Genomic DNA, 14,405 nt, shown 5'->3' with positions numbered 1-14,405 from the left:
CCTTTTATATTCTCTTACAGTATAGCATATTCTGTAAGAGATTTCACTAATTAATTGAAAACCTTTCCAACTTTTAGTTCTAAAAGCAAAACCTTGCCCGTCTGCTTACTTTACGATAGAATAGAGATGAATCTACAGGAAAAGAGAATTGACATGATTACTAAAGAATTTGATACCATCGCTGCCATCTCGACTCCTCTCGGTGAGGGGGCGATCGGAATCGTCCGCTTGAGCGGGACAGACAGCTTTGCCATTGCGCAAAAGATCTTCAAAGGGAAAGATTTAAGCAAGGTGGCTAGTCACACGCTCAACTACGGTCATATCGTGGATCCAGATAAGGACGAGATTCTCGACGAAGTCATGGTGGGGGCTATGCGCTCGCCGAAGACCTTCACCCGCGAGGACATTATCGAGATCAATACCCACGGCGGGATTGCAGTGACCAATGAAATCCTGCAATTGGTGATCCGTGAAGGCGCTCGTCTGGCAGAACCTGGGGAATTTACCAAGCGGGCCTTTCTGAACGGTCGGGTCGATTTAACCCAAGCTGAAGCTGTCATGGACATTATCCGCGCCAAGACCGACAAGGCTATGAATATTGCAGTCAAACAGTTGGACGGTTCCTTGTCTGACCTCATCAACAACACGCGCCAAGAGATCCTCAATACTCTGGCCCAGGTCGAAGTCAATATCGACTATCCTGAGTACGATGATGTCGAAGAAGCAACCACTGAGATCATCCGTGAAAAGACCAGTGAGTTTGAAGCTCTTTTGACCAACCTCCTCAAGACTGCCCGTCGTGGCAAGATCTTGCGTGAAGGGATCTCTACTGCTATCATCGGTCGTCCAAACGTCGGCAAGTCCAGCCTCCTCAATAATCTCCTTCGCGAAGAAAAAGCTATCGTGACCGATATCGAAGGAACCACACGTGACGTTATCGAGGAATACGTCAACATCAACGGCGTTCCCCTCAAACTAGTCGATACGGCTGGTATCCGGGAAACCGAAGACATCGTTGAGCAAATCGGTGTCGAACGGTCGAAAAAAGCCCTCAAGGAAGCTGATTTGGTTCTTCTGGTTCTCAATGCTAGTGAACCCCTGACCGATCAAGATCGCCAACTCCTTGAAATCTCTCAAGACAGCAACCGCATCATTCTCCTCAACAAGGTTGACCTCCCAGAGAAGATCGAAATCGACCAACTGCCGGAAGATCATATCAAGATTTCCGTTCTGAAAAATCAAAACATCGATCAAATCGAAGACCGGATCAACGCCCTCTTCTTCGAAAATGCTGGGCTGGTTGAGCAAGATGCGACGTATCTTTCTAATGCCCGTCACATCTCCCTCATCGAGAAAGCTGTTGAAAGTTTGCAAGCGGTCAACGAAGGCTTGGCTCTCGGTATGCCGGTCGACCTGCTCCAAGTCGACCTCACCCGCACCTGGGAAATCCTCGGAGAAATCACAGGGGATGCTGCTCCAGATGAGCTCATTACCCAACTCTTCAGCCAGTTCTGTCTTGGTAAATAACAAAAATGCGTATGTGTGCAAACATACGCATTCTTTTTTTGTTTTTATTTTCCTTGTTCTAATCGCTCGACGGTTTGATAAGCTTGGTAGATCAAGAAGAGCCCAGTAGCATTCAAGACTGGAATCGCAATCGGCAACTCGGTCACAATTTGTGAGAAGGGTGAATTGCCAACAAAATGGAGTCCAAACCCAGCTACTAAGTATCCCCAGCCTGCTAGACGTAGATCCTTGCGTCCTCTGCTTGCTTGGACAATTAGGAAGAGCCCCAGCATCACAAGTCCTGTGTAGACCCAGTGAGACATGGGCGCATTGGCCACACGACCGAGAATCCCTGACACCGTGTAAGAGAAACCTTCCGGCAGATCCTGACGGATATAGGCAAAATCCTCCACGATCTGGAAACCAAGACCTGAGGCAATCGCCAAGAGGAAGATCGACTTGATGCGACGGACACTGAACAAATAGAGGACAAAGAAGATTGGAATCAACTTAAAGGGTTCCTCAAAGAGTGGCGCAGCGATGGCACTCTCGTACTGGTTCCAAAAGTCGCTATTTGGAGCGATCGCTTGAATCATGTCATGGAAATAGGTATTGGCAAAGCTAGACAACCAACCGGCAACAAAGCCTCCACCTAGTAGAGAAAAGAGCACCGGTACCCATGACAACTTCCACTTCTTAGCAAAATGAAAGAGAGCCCAAACAGCAGGAAGTGCATAAACCAAAAGGATCAGGGTAGAAAGTCCCACAATCCCGTACTGACTACCAGACATCCAGCCTTCTGTCAGTGACTGGGTCTCATAGGCTAGGCCGATCGCTAGCAAGAGTAAATAGAGAAACAAAATCGATTTGCGTTTCATAAAAGACCTTTCTAAAGTGAAATGAAAAAGGCTGGAAGCCCAGTCTTTTCCGAGTACTATCATTGTAACAGGATCAGCTTAAAAAAACAATAAATGTGGATTCGTGAGAAGAATGTAAAACGTAGATGGCGACAAATGGTTGACTAAATTTAGTTACTTAATCACCAACGCTCCATTTTCCTCCGTTGCCAAGAGCTTCTCGTCTTTATCATATATTTTAAGTTTTATACTGCTCGGTTTGTTTTGAGTTGCATTGTATTGCTTTACTATCTCTTCTTTTAAATCAAAAAGCGTCTTACAATAATCTTTTGGATTTATATTTGCTAAAGATAGCATATTTTCTGATGCAGATAAGACAAGGACCAGATATTCTTCATTATAATACACTTTCCCCATCTCAATTTCGCCATTGATTTGATTTTGAAGCATATAAGCAAATACTACATTAGGTTTTTCATTTCCAACCAATGAGGTAGGGGCTTGATTCATTCCTTTGACCACTGATTCTTTACTTTCCTTTGTAGAATCTTTTACACTCTGTTCAGTAGACTGCTCTTTTTTGTCTTCATTCTTCACTTCTTTTTGCGCGCACGATGACAGAAATAGCGAGAGAATGGTCATTGTTGCAAACATAGTTTTTTTCATAGATTGCCTCCTTTTAATTTTACAAGTAGAAAACGACCTGTAATTGACCAAAATTGCATAAGCTTCCTGTAAAAGATATACCAAACCTTTAATCTTATAACCTAATAGGTCATTAGATCTTTAATAGTTTAAAAAATTTTATCTAATATTATTCTACCATAATCTCTCTTACTTCAGTACTGCAAGAATCTGACGAATCATGTCTGGATCCCCGTCTGGCAATGTCACCGTTTCAGCATGGTCCAAGATCCCTTGGGTAAATTGCGTCATAAACTCTTCACTATTGAGTTCATCCGCAGACTGTTGCCAGTGGCTCGGTACAGGATAGATCGTGACTGTTCCATCACCATTGGATGCATAAGTCACATGGCCTTCTGCAGAAATTGGTGTAAACAACTGACGAACATCTTTAGGATAGTCAACTCCTAGCCCACCAAAGTAAATTTTTGTACCAGCACTCTTTTCATTAATACTCAATTCTGTCGGTACAGACTTGATCACATAAGCCCAGACACGCGCAGCTTCGACCTGAGCATCGGTGTAGCCTGGATAATCATTCTTATCCGCCTTCTTCGAAGACTTGACCTCACCATCCGATCGAGTATTCCACTTCTTGGCCTTACTGGTCTTTGTCGTACTACTGCTATCGTCTGTATCTGCTTGCTCCCGATCTTTCGGTTGCTCTTTCTTGCGATAGTAGTAATTATCATCATCACCATAAGCCGGTGACTGACCAGCCCAGATCCGATCCTTGGACTTATCCGAAGCATCGTCTTTGCCCGCTTTCTGACCTTTTGGAAGGAGCAAGAGACCGTAGCCTCCAACACCCGACTTGGCACTAACCGTCATCTCAGCGATCTGGTCCTTCTGCTTAAAGCTCGATGCATCAAGCTCGACATCCTCGCTGACCAAGCCCTTATCATCAAAGATCAGCTCATTGCCACGACCATCGATCCAAGTCCCCTTGATACTCGAGTAGTCCTTAGCCTTGATGGCTTTCAAATCCATACCAGACTGTTTCTTTTCCGAAGTGCTGGTCTGCTTGGTATCCGAACTCTTAGGCGACACCGTCCTCTGAGGACGACCACACGAAGCCAAGACCAAAGCAGAAAGCACAATTACCAAACCTTTTTTCATATCAATCTCCCTTCACACACCTACTATTTTAGAAAAATAAGAAAGGAGAGTCAAAGAAAAAGCGGAGGGGAGAATCAATTAATGACCTAAAAGTCTGTAAAATTATGATTTGAATTTCTCAAGAAAAAGAAGCTCAATGTATCGAGCTCCTAGACCATCATTTTTTTGTTTTTCTTGTTTTGGGACTGTTCGAAACAACAAAGCTCTAAAACGTCAACACTCTGTCATAAGTGAACTACACCCCAAAAGTTAGACAGAAAAAATCTAACTTTTGGGATGCAGTTCAACTGCCAGTGTTTTCTTTTCTATCTCTGTCCCCTGCCGAAATATAAAATAGGCTTTTAGAAAATTTTGGTCTACTTTTGGTCTACTTTTGGTCTACTTTTTAGCCATCTTATTTTTTGACTGACCTTCGCTTTAATATTATTTATCCCTCATAAATTGATTAATTTTATTCTTCTTAGTTGTTCTTTACTCCGGTAATTCTACCTTCAAGCTCATATCTGTCGGTTGCAATACTTTCTGAACAGCGGTGAGAAAGGATAGTCCATTATCCGATGGAGAACATTGGAAGGTGATATGAATGACTTTTTTATCAAAGCTATCGCCATATCTATCCACATATTGCTTGCTTTCGAGGAAGTAGATATAGTTATTGAGTTTTTCTTGCAGAATTTCCAGATGGACTGCTTCTATCTCTTCCTGCCAGCCGACTGAATCCACCAGAAGAAGCTCTAAATGATTATCAACTATACCAATAGCGTCAAGTTCGCTAGGTTCTAGTTCTGAAACAATAGTTTTTTTTACAAGAGCTTTAAACTCTTCAACATCAAACAACTCACGTTGATCTTCTATATTTGGTAGCATAGTTTCAGGATGATTACGTATATAGTTTCTATCAATATCATCTTGCTTACTTAAGGGCCAGTGCCCTGTTTCGGCATAAATCATCACCTCATATGCTTCCCTAGAAGATTGAAATGCTTTATCCATTAGTTCCTTAGTAATGGGATAGCATACTTCTGGGCCCATAGCTCCTCCAACTTCTTTAAAGAAGCTAATTTCGTAATAACCATCTGTTTCATATACAACAAATCCATCGCCTCTATGTACAATCGTATTGGAATGATTATAATCATCTAACTCATCTGCCTTTGGCCAACGATGATGTTCACAATAAAACATTACTTCTAAAGCATCTTTTTCTGATTTTGAAACACGTTCTGCTAATTTTTGGCTAATGGGAAAGTTAAGCACTTCTTTCCCTCTACTCCACAGGATCTGATAATCATTCTTGTTTTTTAATATCGTACAATTTTTGTATTGTTGAATTTCTGTTGTCATACTATTTCTTTTTGTCTATTTCAATGGTGATACATAATCATCTGGAAGTTTACCCATTGATTCTATCCATTGTTGTTCCGCTTTGGGAATAAGTATTTCAAGTTCTTTGTTACTAAAAAGCAACTGATTTTTACGGTTAGAAATCAGCACAATTGGCTTTTTTCTAGCTCTATCTTTTCTAATTTCGTTCTTTTCTTCTTCTGACGGTGGCCAAGAATCGTGTTTAATCTTCCAAGATACTTCGCTTAGCGTTCTTTCCCCACTATCTAATAAGGCAAACAGCTCATTTGGTAATTCATAGACAACTAACCAAGAAACTACGGTTCCTTCTTCTAAAACCAAATAATACTTGTCCTCATCTCTCCATATATGCTGACCGTATCCTTTTACCTCTTCAAACTTGGTAACATCTTCCCATTCTAGTTTTGTTGGTTTCATTTGTATTCTCCTAGTGCAAGTTATTTTCTCAACCAGAATATCATAAAATCAGGCTTCTTTTTCTCTTCCTCAATAGGCGATGCCATCTTTTACCCATTTTCTAGTTTCTAACTCCAAATTAAAATAGAAATCTCTTCGACCAGATTTATCAAAACAATCCTCTTTAAGAGCCTCGCATACAATTCCCAGTTTCTTCTTACTTATCTCAGAAATATATAGCATAGTAAATCCTGCAGGAGATTCAATTTGGTCGATTTTCTCACCTTCTAAATTATAAACCTCTAGTTCTGATGGAACGTCAAAATCGCTGGATGAGCGAAATATACTGAAGATTCGCTGATATTTAGGGCTAAAGCGAAGATAATGTAAATGATGAAAACTAATCTGATGCTTCCCATTATGATTCCAATCTAGGGTTCCTTCTAGTATATTTTGTTGCCCTAACAATTTTCCTTCTAAACTAAAGTAGAAAATGATTTTGCTTACAAAGTTTTCTCCACTATAGACGATAACAATGTTCTCATCTTTATTATATTCCGCATGAATGATATCTGGTTGTTCTATCTTTATTACACAACCATCCCACTCCCATATGACCATCCGTTCACCGTAATCGATTTTCATCATCCTTCTCCTACTCTAACTCAGATAAATTCGAGATGCATTGTTTGCTCAGTCATCATGGACTGCACTTCCTCGACAAGTTTATCAATCTCGTTCTGTGTGATACGAATGTGGTTGAATGATGCCTCACAATTCTGTATACTTGACCTATATACAGTAAAACTTCCATCAATCAACAATTCTCCCTTTTGCTTTTAAAACATTACCATTTTCATAATCAAAAGTGATGATAGACCTTGGACTAGAAATTTTCATTTTCCTTCCTTTTCTTATATCCCTTTTAGACTAAACTTGCAGAGCACTCATAATCTTCTTAATTTGGTATTCCAACATGATAGAATTACCTTAAAAGACAATGTTACGTTTTCCACTATTATACCATACAAGAACTTTCCCCAAGAACCATCCTTGCATAAACCAACAAAAAAACACTGAAGATTCAGTGTTCTTTTCTATTTATGTCCCCTGCCGGAATCGAACCAGCAACTACTCCTTAGGAGGGAGTTGTTATATCCATTGAACTAAGGGGACCGATAAAAAAAGAAGCGAGATCACTCCCGCCTCCTTGTTCGTCTTAACGACGGATTTCTTTAATACGAGCTGCTTTACCTTGCAATGCACGAAGGTAGTACAATTTCGCACGACGTACTTTACCGTAACGTACAACTTCAATCTTTTCTACACGTGGAGTGTGTACTGGGAATGTACGTTCAACACCGACACCGTTAGAGATTTTACGAACAGTGTACATTTCAGTGTGTCCTTGACCTTTACGAGCGATAACAACGCCTTCAAAGATCTGGATACGTTCACGAGATCCTTCGACAACTTTCGCGTGTACACGAACAGTGTCACCAGGACGGAATGCAGGGATATCAGTACGAAGTTGACCTTCAGTCAAGCTTTGGATTAATGGATTCATTTTATTCTCCTATCTTCGTCAATCTTGAGGGACCTCCCTCAGCGGATAAACTGTATTTTTGTGCTTCCATTACGCACAGAAACTATCATATCAGATAATTTCAGGTTTGTAAAGCTCTTTTCTCTACTTTTTCGCAACTTTTTGTCCGGAATAAATGCTCCACTCTTTTGGTAGGCAATAGGCGATGGCGCAAGCAATGACAAAGAATGGCAGGTTGGCATAGCCAAAGACTTCTCCTCCGATCAAGATCGGTGCGAGCAAGGTCGTCGTCGCACTGCCAAAGACACTGGCATATCCGATAGCAGCCACGACTAAGACTGGAAGACCTAGCATAGGAGCAAGGAAGACTCCAAGCGTAGCTCCGATCGCAAAGAGCGGGGTCACTTCTCCCCCTTGGTATCCAGCAGAGATGGTCACTACGGTAAAGAGGAGCTTCAAGATCCAGTCATAACTCTGGGCACTCCCCTGATGAAAAGCTACATCAATCAGATTGGTTCCAAGTCCACTATAAGTGCCGACCTTGGTCAGCTGGAGGGTCAAGAGGACCAAGCTGAGTCCAGCCCCTATAAGGGCAATCCGGATATAAGGATTAGGCAAGACTTGAGCGACGGTTTTCTTCAACCAGGAAAGGCTAACAGCAAAGAGTTTCCCAGCGAGGCCAAAAGCCAGTCCAAGAAGGGCGACTTTAATCAAGGTCTCTGGTGTCCAGCTCAGCGTTTCTCTTAGTGGCACAGCAAATTTCTCCAAGCCAAGGGCATGAGAGGTGAAGCTAGCCACGATTGAGGCAATGAGCGCTGGATAGAGAGCCATCAACTGCAACTCCCCAACTGTCAAGACTTCAAGGGCAAAGAAGGTTGCTGCGAGTGGCGTCTGAAAGAGCCCCGCAAAACCAGCTGCCATCCCGGTCATGAGAAAAATACGCGAAGCATCTGGAATCTTAATATGACGGGCAAAACGATGCGAAAGGGTCGCACCGATCTGGACTGCTACACCTTCCCGACCGACCGAACCACCAAAGAGATGGCTCATCCAGGTCGTCAGCATAATCAAAGGCACCAAGACCAAGGGGATTTTTTCCTCACGCGCGTGTCCAACATCAAAGATGAGGCCCATCCCTTTTGAAGCCTTGCCACCAAAACGTTTATAAAGATAAACGATGACAAGACCCGCTATGGCTAGAAAAAGAATCAAGGGCCAATGCTGACTTCGGAAATCTCCAATCAGAAGAAGACCTTGACCAAAAATCATGTCAATGGCACCAACCAAGAGTCCAATGAAAAGAGCCATACCTGTTAGGACCACATACTGTTGTGCTTTTTGCTTGATCGATAGACTAGTCACGCACCCTCACCTCCTCTTGGTAATCTCTCGAGCGCTTCATCATATCTTGAAACTGAGCTTGAATAGTCGCACGATACTGCTCATCCGTCACGAGAGAGCCGACTTTCTCAAGCACTTCTCTCTCCCTTCCTTGATCGAGCACTGGCAAGCCCTGCTGCTCCTTATATTCTACAATCTGACCGACACAGACCATCCGTCTTTCCAGCAAGGCTACAAGCTCTTGATCGATCTGGTCAATGTCCTTACGAATCTGATCTAAATCCATGTGTCTCCTCTTTATTTTGGATATAAATCGAGGCTTTAATCCATCGATCCAGCCTCTTTGTCATTAATTTGCTTTTGCTACAAGTTCTTCTGCAAAGGCTTCTAATTTTTCAATGTCTTCGTCTTCTGCAGACAAATCAACTTTGACACACTCAGAACCTTTTTCAGCACCAGTCGCAGCGAAGCAACGGTCGAAATCATCAACTGCTTTACAGAATTCATCGTAGAAGGTATCACCTGATCCTACAACACCGTAAAGTTTGCCTTTGAGATCAAGGCCAGCCAAATCTTCGTAGAAATCTTGGATCTCATCTGGAAGCTCTCCATCGCCGTATGTATAAGTCGCTACTACTGCGATATCCGCATCAAGGAAGTCCTCCGCATCCACAGTTGTACACTCATCCACATCTACTTCGACACCAAGATCACGGAATTTGTCCGCTACGATATCAGCAATTTCTTCTGTATTTCCAGTCATACTAGCAAAAACAATCTTCGCTACAGTCATAATTTCCTCCCAAAAGCTATTTCCCGTATTATACCACTTTTTCAAGCATTTTGCACGAAACCTTTCCCGATAAGGTGAAAGAAGGGACACGTTTCAAGAATTTGGACCGATTCAACCTAATCACCCTCGTTTTCTTCTTGAATTGCTTTAATAGTTTCGATTTCTTCATCCAATCTCTTATCAAAATCAGACTTATTTTTGAAGGGATACGAATAGGTGCGCCAAGTGTACCATTTTAGCCCTTCTTCACCCTTATAGTACCATTCGATTTTAGTGGGTAAGAATTCTTTGTTGTAGGTGATACGAACTTTGGAAAACTGACTATCCTTGATAGAATATCTACCTTCAAATTCTGGCGGATATTCCTCTTTCAATAATTCTTTATTTACTAAAGAATCTGGTGAGCGTGTAATTTGATAATTATTCTTTTTGATTTCATCTGGTGAAATTTTCAGATTAACTAAAATGGATGATATTTCTCTGTTAAAAGAACGTTGGTACATTTCTTTAGTTCCATAATTTCCATAACCACCATATAATTTATTCCTCTTAATAACTGCAAAATACGAATTGTACAATTCCTTATCTTTTAAATCAAATCCTACTCCAGTACTCCACTCTTTTCCCCAGTCATTTTTATCTTGTACCAAAACAAATCTCTGTTTCTGTAAAATATCATACGCACTACTGGTGGTCTTTCGGATAGAATTGACTTTGAGTATAGTCATAATAGCCAGTATTATTATCAGCACTGCCATTAAGAGATTTCTTAAATTTATTATACTCTTCCACTTTTTCTTCTTCTGACATTCCTTTTGTATTTCGTTGCCATGCTTCATAATCTTGATTTCCTTTCCTTGCTATATCCGCAAATTGACTTACATTTCCTGTCTTTTCATCTTTTTTGCCCAAATCTTTTTCATAACGGAATAACTCTTTAGCTCTAACTCGAGTAGCTGGTTCAGGAGTACCATCCACATCGAGCATTCCATGTTTACCTTCGTAAAACTTAGTAACATCTGAATTTTGACCTGTTGAGGGACCATAGTTAAAGGACTCCGTATTGGCGATTTCTCTTAATTCTTCATTAGAATATTTTCCTGGATTAGAATCATAGCGACCATCTGCTAGTTTATGATTGTCATAGGCATCCCATTGACTCTCAAACTCGCCGGTATCTAAATTCACAATAAACTCCACCATCCGCGCATTGTTCAAATCTTTTCCTTTAGCTGAATTGCCCTGAGGGACTTGAACCTTCATATTATAGGGACGTTTAAAGCCATCTTTAGGAGTAAAGCGATTATGGTAGTTAGAGCCGGTTGTGTAATCAAATTCAATATTATTTTCTTTGCCATATGCTAACAGTTTCTCATAATCAGTTGCTCCTTCGTAGTGATTACGAATATAGTAAATTGCTTGGCGATCCAAATAGTAGCGGAAGAAAAACATGTTCTATTGGTTTCATTCTAACAAAATATCTATCCAATGTAAAACCGCTTCCATAGCTTCTAATTAGTGATAAATGCTTGCTGGATGGGCCTTTCTTATGTTAAAATTGACAGAGAAAATGAGGTAATGTATGAACGTAATGAATGAAATTCTTGAAAAGATTCAAGCTTATGACACGATTATTATCCACCGTCATCAGAATCCGGATCCGGATGCGATTGGTAGCCAGGTGGGCTTGCGGGATCTCCTGCGTGCGCACTTCCCTCAAAAGCTGGTCTTGGCAACTGGCTATGATGAACCGACCTTGACTTGGCTTGCTGAGATGGATGAGGTCAAGGACGAGGACTATGCTAGAGCTTTGGTGATTGTCTGTGATACGGCCAATACTCCCCGCATCGATGACAAGCGCTATACGTCTGGTGATTTCCTGATCAAGATCGACCACCACCCAAATGACGATGCTTATGGCGATCTGCTCTGGGTCGATACTGAGTCTAGCTCTACCAGTGAGTTAATCGCACTTTTTGCTAAGGAATTGGAGCTCGAACTTCCTGTGAGTGCTGCGCGTCTTCTCTATGCTGGGATTGTCGGCGATACTGGTCGCTTCCTTTATCCTGCTACTTCGACTCGGACCTTTGAGATCGCTGCAACCCTTCGCAGCATTCCCTTCGATTTTACAGCACTTGCTCGTCAGATGGATACGATCAACCTTAAGACAGCTAAGCTTCAAGGCTATGTCTATGACCATCTTGAGATCGATGAACATGGCGCTGCGCGTGTGACCCTAACACAAGAGCTCTTGAAGAAATTCGATCTACGTGATTCAGAGACCGCTGCAATTGTCGGAGCTCCTGGACGCATCGATACCGTATCTGTTTGGGCTATCTTTGTTGAGCAGGCCGACGGTCACTTCCGTGTCCGGATGCGTAGCAAACGAAAAGTGATCAACGAGATTGCCAAACGTCATAATGGTGGTGGCCATCCACTAGCGAGTGGAGCCAACTCCTACTCCCTTGAAGAAAACGATCAAATCTACAAAGAGCTACAAGAAGTGGCACGAACGAACGAAGGCTGAGAACGATTTCTCAGCCTTTTTATCTTGGTCACGGGGTTTTCATTTGATCTTTCTTATGGTAAAATAAAGCTAATAAAATTTTTAAGGAGACTTATTATGGAAAAAAATCGTTTGTTTATTATTATCTCTGCTGCGGTGGCGATTCTTAGCTCTTTCTTGCCATGGGCAAGCCTGAATGCTGGAAACTTTGGTTCATACAGCTGGAATGGCCTTCGCGGAGATGGATGGTTTGTTATTATCTTCGCAGTCGTTGCGATTGTCCTTGCTTGCTTGAACGATGTAAAAACTTCACTACCAAAAGGTTTTGCAATTGGTGTTATCGTATCAGGGTCTCTCTCAACTGTTGTAACATTGATCGATGTCTTCGGTGTGAACAAGTACGCTGTTAATTTCAATGGCTATGGGGTTTCAATCGGCTTTGGTTTGATCCTTGCTTTGATCGCATCTATCGCTATTGTTGTAACTGGTCTCTTGGCGATGTCAGGTGGTAAAATCACTAAAGGAACATTCGAAGAACTTGCTGAATCTGGTAAAGGATTTGCCCAATCTGTTGGACGCGTGACAACTTCTACTGTAAAAACTGCTGTAAATGAAATCAAAAAAGAAACACACGAACACACTGAGGGACAAGCTGATCAACCAGTTGAAGCACCAAAAGATCCAAATCAATCTGAACAATAATAAGATCATTATCGCCTTGGTCCTGCCATGGTGATTTTTTTGACCATTAATTTAAATAAAATTAGTGAAAATACTTGTCAAGATCCTGGAAATTTGGTACACTAGCTTAGTAACAATCTATGGCTCGGAAAGAGACCATGGCAGAAAGGAAATATTGCAAAATGAAAAAAGATATCCATCCAGAATATCGCCCTGTTGTCTTCATGGACACTACTACTGGTTACAAGTTCCTCAGCGGTTCAACTAAGTACTCTAGCGAAACAGTTGAATTCGAAGGTGAAACTTACCCATTGATCCGTGTTGAAATTTCATCAGACTCACACCCATTCTACACTGGACGTCAAAAGTTCACTCAAGCAGATGGACGTGTGGATCGTTTCAACAAAAAATACGGTCTCAAATAAGAACCAACACAGAACCACTTCCCTTTCGGGAGTGGTTTTTTTGATCTCCGTTTCTTTTATTGTGAACGCACAAAATAAGAGGTTAGGATGTTGATCCCAACCTCTTTTTTCATCTTAATGGAATTGCATACCACCATCCACGATAATGGTTTGACCTGTGATGTAGTTTGAGTCAGGTCCAGCAAGGAAGCTGACAGCCGCTGCTACATCTTCTGGTTCAGAAAGACGTTTCAAAGTGATATCTTTAGCGAATGTTTGCATACCCCATTCGTCATCTTTACCTGCGTTCTTACCAACTTCATGGGCAATGTCAAACATCATTGGAGTCTTGACGATACCTGGTGCATACGCATTGACAGTGATGCCTGAATCCGCCAAGTCACGCGCCAAAGTCTGTGTGATCCCACGAACTGCAAATTTAGTACCACCATAAACAGTCAAGTTAGGGTTACCTACAACACCTGCTTGTGAAGTTGCATTGATGATTTTTCCGCCATGGCCAAGCGCTTTGAATTGAGCTTGTGCAGCTTGAGCACCCCAAATCACGCCACCAACGTTAATAGCAAATGTACGTGTAAATTGTTCTTCTGTAATTGTATCAAGTGGTGTAGTTGGCGCAACACCTGCATTGTTCACGACAACATTCAAATCTCCAAAATGGTCAACAACTTTTTGGAAAGCTGCAGCTACTTCTGCTTGTTTGGATACATCAGCAACGACCGCAAAAGCATTTTCTGCGGACAACTCAGCAACTGCTTTTTCAGCTGTTTCAGCATTGTAGTCCAATACTCCGACCTTGAAGCCATCTTGCACCAAACGTTTTGCGATTGCAAAACCGATTCCTTGACCAGCACCTGTGACAATAGCTACTTTAGACATATGATTCCTCCTTGGTATCAACGATACCAGCAAACGTTCCTATCAGAACAGCAAGGGTTGACAACTAGTTTTGATGGGGTCTATTATAAATATCCGACAAAACTATGCTAACAGTATACTCTTTTGTGAAAAACATTTCAAACTCTAGCCTGTTTTTTTGAAAAAAATAGTTTATTTATATGATATCTTTATTTAGTGATAAATGAACGAAAGCGTGAAATAGAATATAGCTTTTAGCCAAAACGGATAATTGTTCTATACTGTAAAAGCTACATGAGGCTGGGACAAAAGTCCTAGCCTCTCAATT

At 41.6% G+C, this 14,405-nt stretch carries 17 protein-coding genes and 1 tRNA gene; 4 read left to right on the top strand and 14 right to left on the bottom strand.

The genetic code is table 11. From position 1 onward, the window contains the following. The first annotated feature begins 153 nt into the window (after positions 1–153). Positions 154–1,527, top strand: coding sequence for a tRNA uridine-5-carboxymethylaminomethyl(34) synthesis GTPase MnmE (gene mnmE / locus HMPREF2893_RS03250; RefSeq protein WP_037607860.1), 1,374 nt, complete (start codon positions 154–156; stop codon positions 1,525–1,527). Positions 1,528–1,571: 44 nt separating this feature from the next. On the opposite strand, the gene HMPREF2893_RS03245 is transcribed toward mnmE, so the two are convergent. The 13 genes from HMPREF2893_RS03245 to HMPREF2893_RS03180 all read right to left on the bottom strand — a co-directional run bounded on the left by HMPREF2893_RS03245 (position 1,572) and on the right by HMPREF2893_RS03180 (position 11,059). Continuing rightward, complete coding sequence (locus HMPREF2893_RS03245) at positions 1,572–2,384, bottom strand: PrsW family glutamic-type intramembrane protease (protein WP_070674247.1); 813 nt, start codon at positions 2,382–2,384, stop codon at positions 1,572–1,574. Positions 2,385–2,537: 153 nt separating this feature from the next. Beyond that, positions 2,538–3,029: a hypothetical protein gene (locus HMPREF2893_RS03240; protein WP_070674238.1), complete on the bottom strand. Its 492-nt coding sequence runs from the start codon at positions 3,027–3,029 to the stop codon at positions 2,538–2,540. 168 nt (positions 3,030–3,197) lie between these two features. Further along, positions 3,198–4,166 carry a DUF6287 domain-containing protein gene (locus tag HMPREF2893_RS03235; RefSeq protein ID WP_045759365.1) on the bottom strand — a complete coding sequence of 323 codons (969 nt, stop codon included), beginning with the start codon at positions 4,164–4,166 and terminating at the stop codon, positions 3,198–3,200. A gap of 471 nt (positions 4,167–4,637) precedes the next feature. Beyond that, entirely contained in the window at positions 4,638–5,351 is a 714-nt protein-coding gene (locus tag HMPREF2893_RS03230; RefSeq protein WP_229042370.1) for a DUF6572 domain-containing protein, read from the bottom strand. A gap of 174 nt (positions 5,352–5,525) precedes the next feature. Next, on the bottom strand, positions 5,526–5,948 hold the full coding sequence (locus tag HMPREF2893_RS03225) for a hypothetical protein (protein ID WP_031575749.1): 423 nt from the start codon (positions 5,946–5,948) through the stop codon (positions 5,526–5,528). Between the two features lie 69 nt (positions 5,949–6,017). Next, positions 6,018–6,572: a hypothetical protein gene (locus HMPREF2893_RS03220; protein WP_031575747.1), complete on the bottom strand. Its 555-nt coding sequence runs from the start codon at positions 6,570–6,572 to the stop codon at positions 6,018–6,020. A gap of 459 nt (positions 6,573–7,031) precedes the next feature. After that, positions 7,032–7,103: transfer RNA gene (locus tag HMPREF2893_RS03210), tRNA-Arg, on the bottom strand. 43 nt (positions 7,104–7,146) lie between these two features. Continuing rightward, entirely contained in the window at positions 7,147–7,494 is a 348-nt protein-coding gene (rplS, locus tag HMPREF2893_RS03205) for a 50S ribosomal protein L19 (RefSeq protein WP_003003254.1), read from the bottom strand. 123 nt (positions 7,495–7,617) lie between these two features. Then, positions 7,618–8,781, bottom strand: coding sequence for a chloride channel protein (locus HMPREF2893_RS03200; protein ID WP_186822240.1), 1,164 nt, complete (start codon positions 8,779–8,781; stop codon positions 7,618–7,620). 46 nt (positions 8,782–8,827) lie between these two features. After that, positions 8,828–9,100: a chorismate mutase gene (locus tag HMPREF2893_RS03195; RefSeq protein ID WP_049523030.1), complete on the bottom strand. Its 273-nt coding sequence runs from the start codon at positions 9,098–9,100 to the stop codon at positions 8,828–8,830. 63 nt (positions 9,101–9,163) lie between these two features. Then, positions 9,164–9,607, bottom strand: coding sequence for a flavodoxin (locus HMPREF2893_RS03190; RefSeq protein WP_003007049.1), 444 nt, complete (start codon positions 9,605–9,607; stop codon positions 9,164–9,166). 116 nt (positions 9,608–9,723) lie between these two features. Then, positions 9,724–10,257 (bottom strand): cobalamin biosynthesis protein CobN, encoded by a 534-nt coding sequence (locus HMPREF2893_RS03185; protein ID WP_254742059.1) that lies wholly within the window; start codon positions 10,255–10,257, stop codon positions 9,724–9,726. Positions 10,258–10,291: 34 nt separating this feature from the next. Continuing rightward, the gene (locus HMPREF2893_RS03180; RefSeq protein WP_372703376.1) at positions 10,292–11,059 is read right to left on the bottom strand and encodes a DUF3114 domain-containing protein; all 768 of its coding nucleotides are present in this window, start codon (positions 11,057–11,059) and stop codon (positions 10,292–10,294) included. A gap of 130 nt (positions 11,060–11,189) precedes the next feature. On the opposite strand from HMPREF2893_RS03180, the gene HMPREF2893_RS03175 reads away from it, so the two are divergent. The 3 genes from HMPREF2893_RS03175 to HMPREF2893_RS03165 all read left to right on the top strand — a co-directional run bounded on the left by HMPREF2893_RS03175 (position 11,190) and on the right by HMPREF2893_RS03165 (position 13,219). After that, positions 11,190–12,134: a DHH family phosphoesterase gene (locus tag HMPREF2893_RS03175; RefSeq protein ID WP_070674232.1), complete on the top strand. Its 945-nt coding sequence runs from the start codon at positions 11,190–11,192 to the stop codon at positions 12,132–12,134. 96 nt (positions 12,135–12,230) lie between these two features. Beyond that, positions 12,231–12,815 carry a lantibiotic ABC transporter permease gene (locus HMPREF2893_RS03170; RefSeq protein WP_070674228.1) on the top strand — a complete coding sequence of 195 codons (585 nt, stop codon included), beginning with the start codon at positions 12,231–12,233 and terminating at the stop codon, positions 12,813–12,815. Between the two features lie 161 nt (positions 12,816–12,976). Then, a complete protein-coding gene (locus HMPREF2893_RS03165) occupies positions 12,977–13,219 on the top strand; it encodes a type B 50S ribosomal protein L31 (protein WP_003016441.1) in 243 nt (80 codons plus the stop codon). 114 nt (positions 13,220–13,333) lie between these two features. Here HMPREF2893_RS03165 and HMPREF2893_RS03160 read toward each other — a convergent pair whose 3' ends face one another. Next, positions 13,334–14,098: a (S)-acetoin forming diacetyl reductase gene (locus tag HMPREF2893_RS03160; protein WP_003006860.1), complete on the bottom strand. Its 765-nt coding sequence runs from the start codon at positions 14,096–14,098 to the stop codon at positions 13,334–13,336. Between the last annotated feature and the right edge of the window lie 307 nt (positions 14,099–14,405).

Origin of the sequence: Streptococcus sp. HMSC072C09 (assembly GCF_001813105.1) — a bacterium.
In the GTDB taxonomy this organism is placed as follows: Bacteria; Bacillota; Bacilli; order Lactobacillales; family Streptococcaceae; genus Streptococcus.
Note: the sequence above shows the minus strand (reverse complement) of the source record. Positions and strands in the feature narration are given on the sequence as shown.

Excerpts from the sequence above, each read along its gene's own strand:
- mnmE (WP_037607860.1), top strand. The coding sequence starts at position 154 with ATGATTACTAAAGAATTTGATACCATCGCTGCCATCTCGACTCCTCTC.
- HMPREF2893_RS03245 (WP_070674247.1), bottom strand. The coding sequence starts at position 2,384 with ATGAAACGCAAATCGATTTTGTTTCTCTATTTACTCTTGCTAGCGATC.
- HMPREF2893_RS03240 (WP_070674238.1), bottom strand. The coding sequence starts at position 3,029 with ATGAAAAAAACTATGTTTGCAACAATGACCATTCTCTCGCTATTTCTG.
- HMPREF2893_RS03235 (WP_045759365.1), bottom strand. The coding sequence starts at position 4,166 with ATGAAAAAAGGTTTGGTAATTGTGCTTTCTGCTTTGGTCTTGGCTTCG.
- HMPREF2893_RS03230 (WP_229042370.1), bottom strand. The coding sequence starts at position 5,351 with ATGTTTTATTGTGAACATCATCGTTGGCCAAAGGCAGATGAGTTAGAT.
- HMPREF2893_RS03225 (WP_031575749.1), bottom strand. The coding sequence starts at position 5,948 with ATGAAACCAACAAAACTAGAATGGGAAGATGTTACCAAGTTTGAAGAG.
- HMPREF2893_RS03220 (WP_031575747.1), bottom strand. The coding sequence starts at position 6,572 with ATGAAAATCGATTACGGTGAACGGATGGTCATATGGGAGTGGGATGGT.
- rplS (WP_003003254.1), bottom strand. The coding sequence starts at position 7,494 with ATGAATCCATTAATCCAAAGCTTGACTGAAGGTCAACTTCGTACTGAT.
- HMPREF2893_RS03200 (WP_186822240.1), bottom strand. The coding sequence starts at position 8,781 with ATGGCTCTTTTCATTGGACTCTTGGTTGGTGCCATTGACATGATTTTT.
- HMPREF2893_RS03195 (WP_049523030.1), bottom strand. The coding sequence starts at position 9,100 with ATGGATTTAGATCAGATTCGTAAGGACATTGACCAGATCGATCAAGAG.
- HMPREF2893_RS03190 (WP_003007049.1), bottom strand. The coding sequence starts at position 9,607 with ATGACTGTAGCGAAGATTGTTTTTGCTAGTATGACTGGAAATACAGAA.
- HMPREF2893_RS03180 (WP_372703376.1), bottom strand. The coding sequence starts at position 11,059 with ATGTTTTTCTTCCGCTACTATTTGGATCGCCAAGCAATTTACTATATT.
- HMPREF2893_RS03175 (WP_070674232.1), top strand. The coding sequence starts at position 11,190 with ATGAACGTAATGAATGAAATTCTTGAAAAGATTCAAGCTTATGACACG.
- HMPREF2893_RS03170 (WP_070674228.1), top strand. The coding sequence starts at position 12,231 with ATGGAAAAAAATCGTTTGTTTATTATTATCTCTGCTGCGGTGGCGATT.
- HMPREF2893_RS03165 (WP_003016441.1), top strand. The coding sequence starts at position 12,977 with ATGAAAAAAGATATCCATCCAGAATATCGCCCTGTTGTCTTCATGGAC.
- HMPREF2893_RS03160 (WP_003006860.1), bottom strand. The coding sequence starts at position 14,098 with ATGTCTAAAGTAGCTATTGTCACAGGTGCTGGTCAAGGAATCGGTTTT.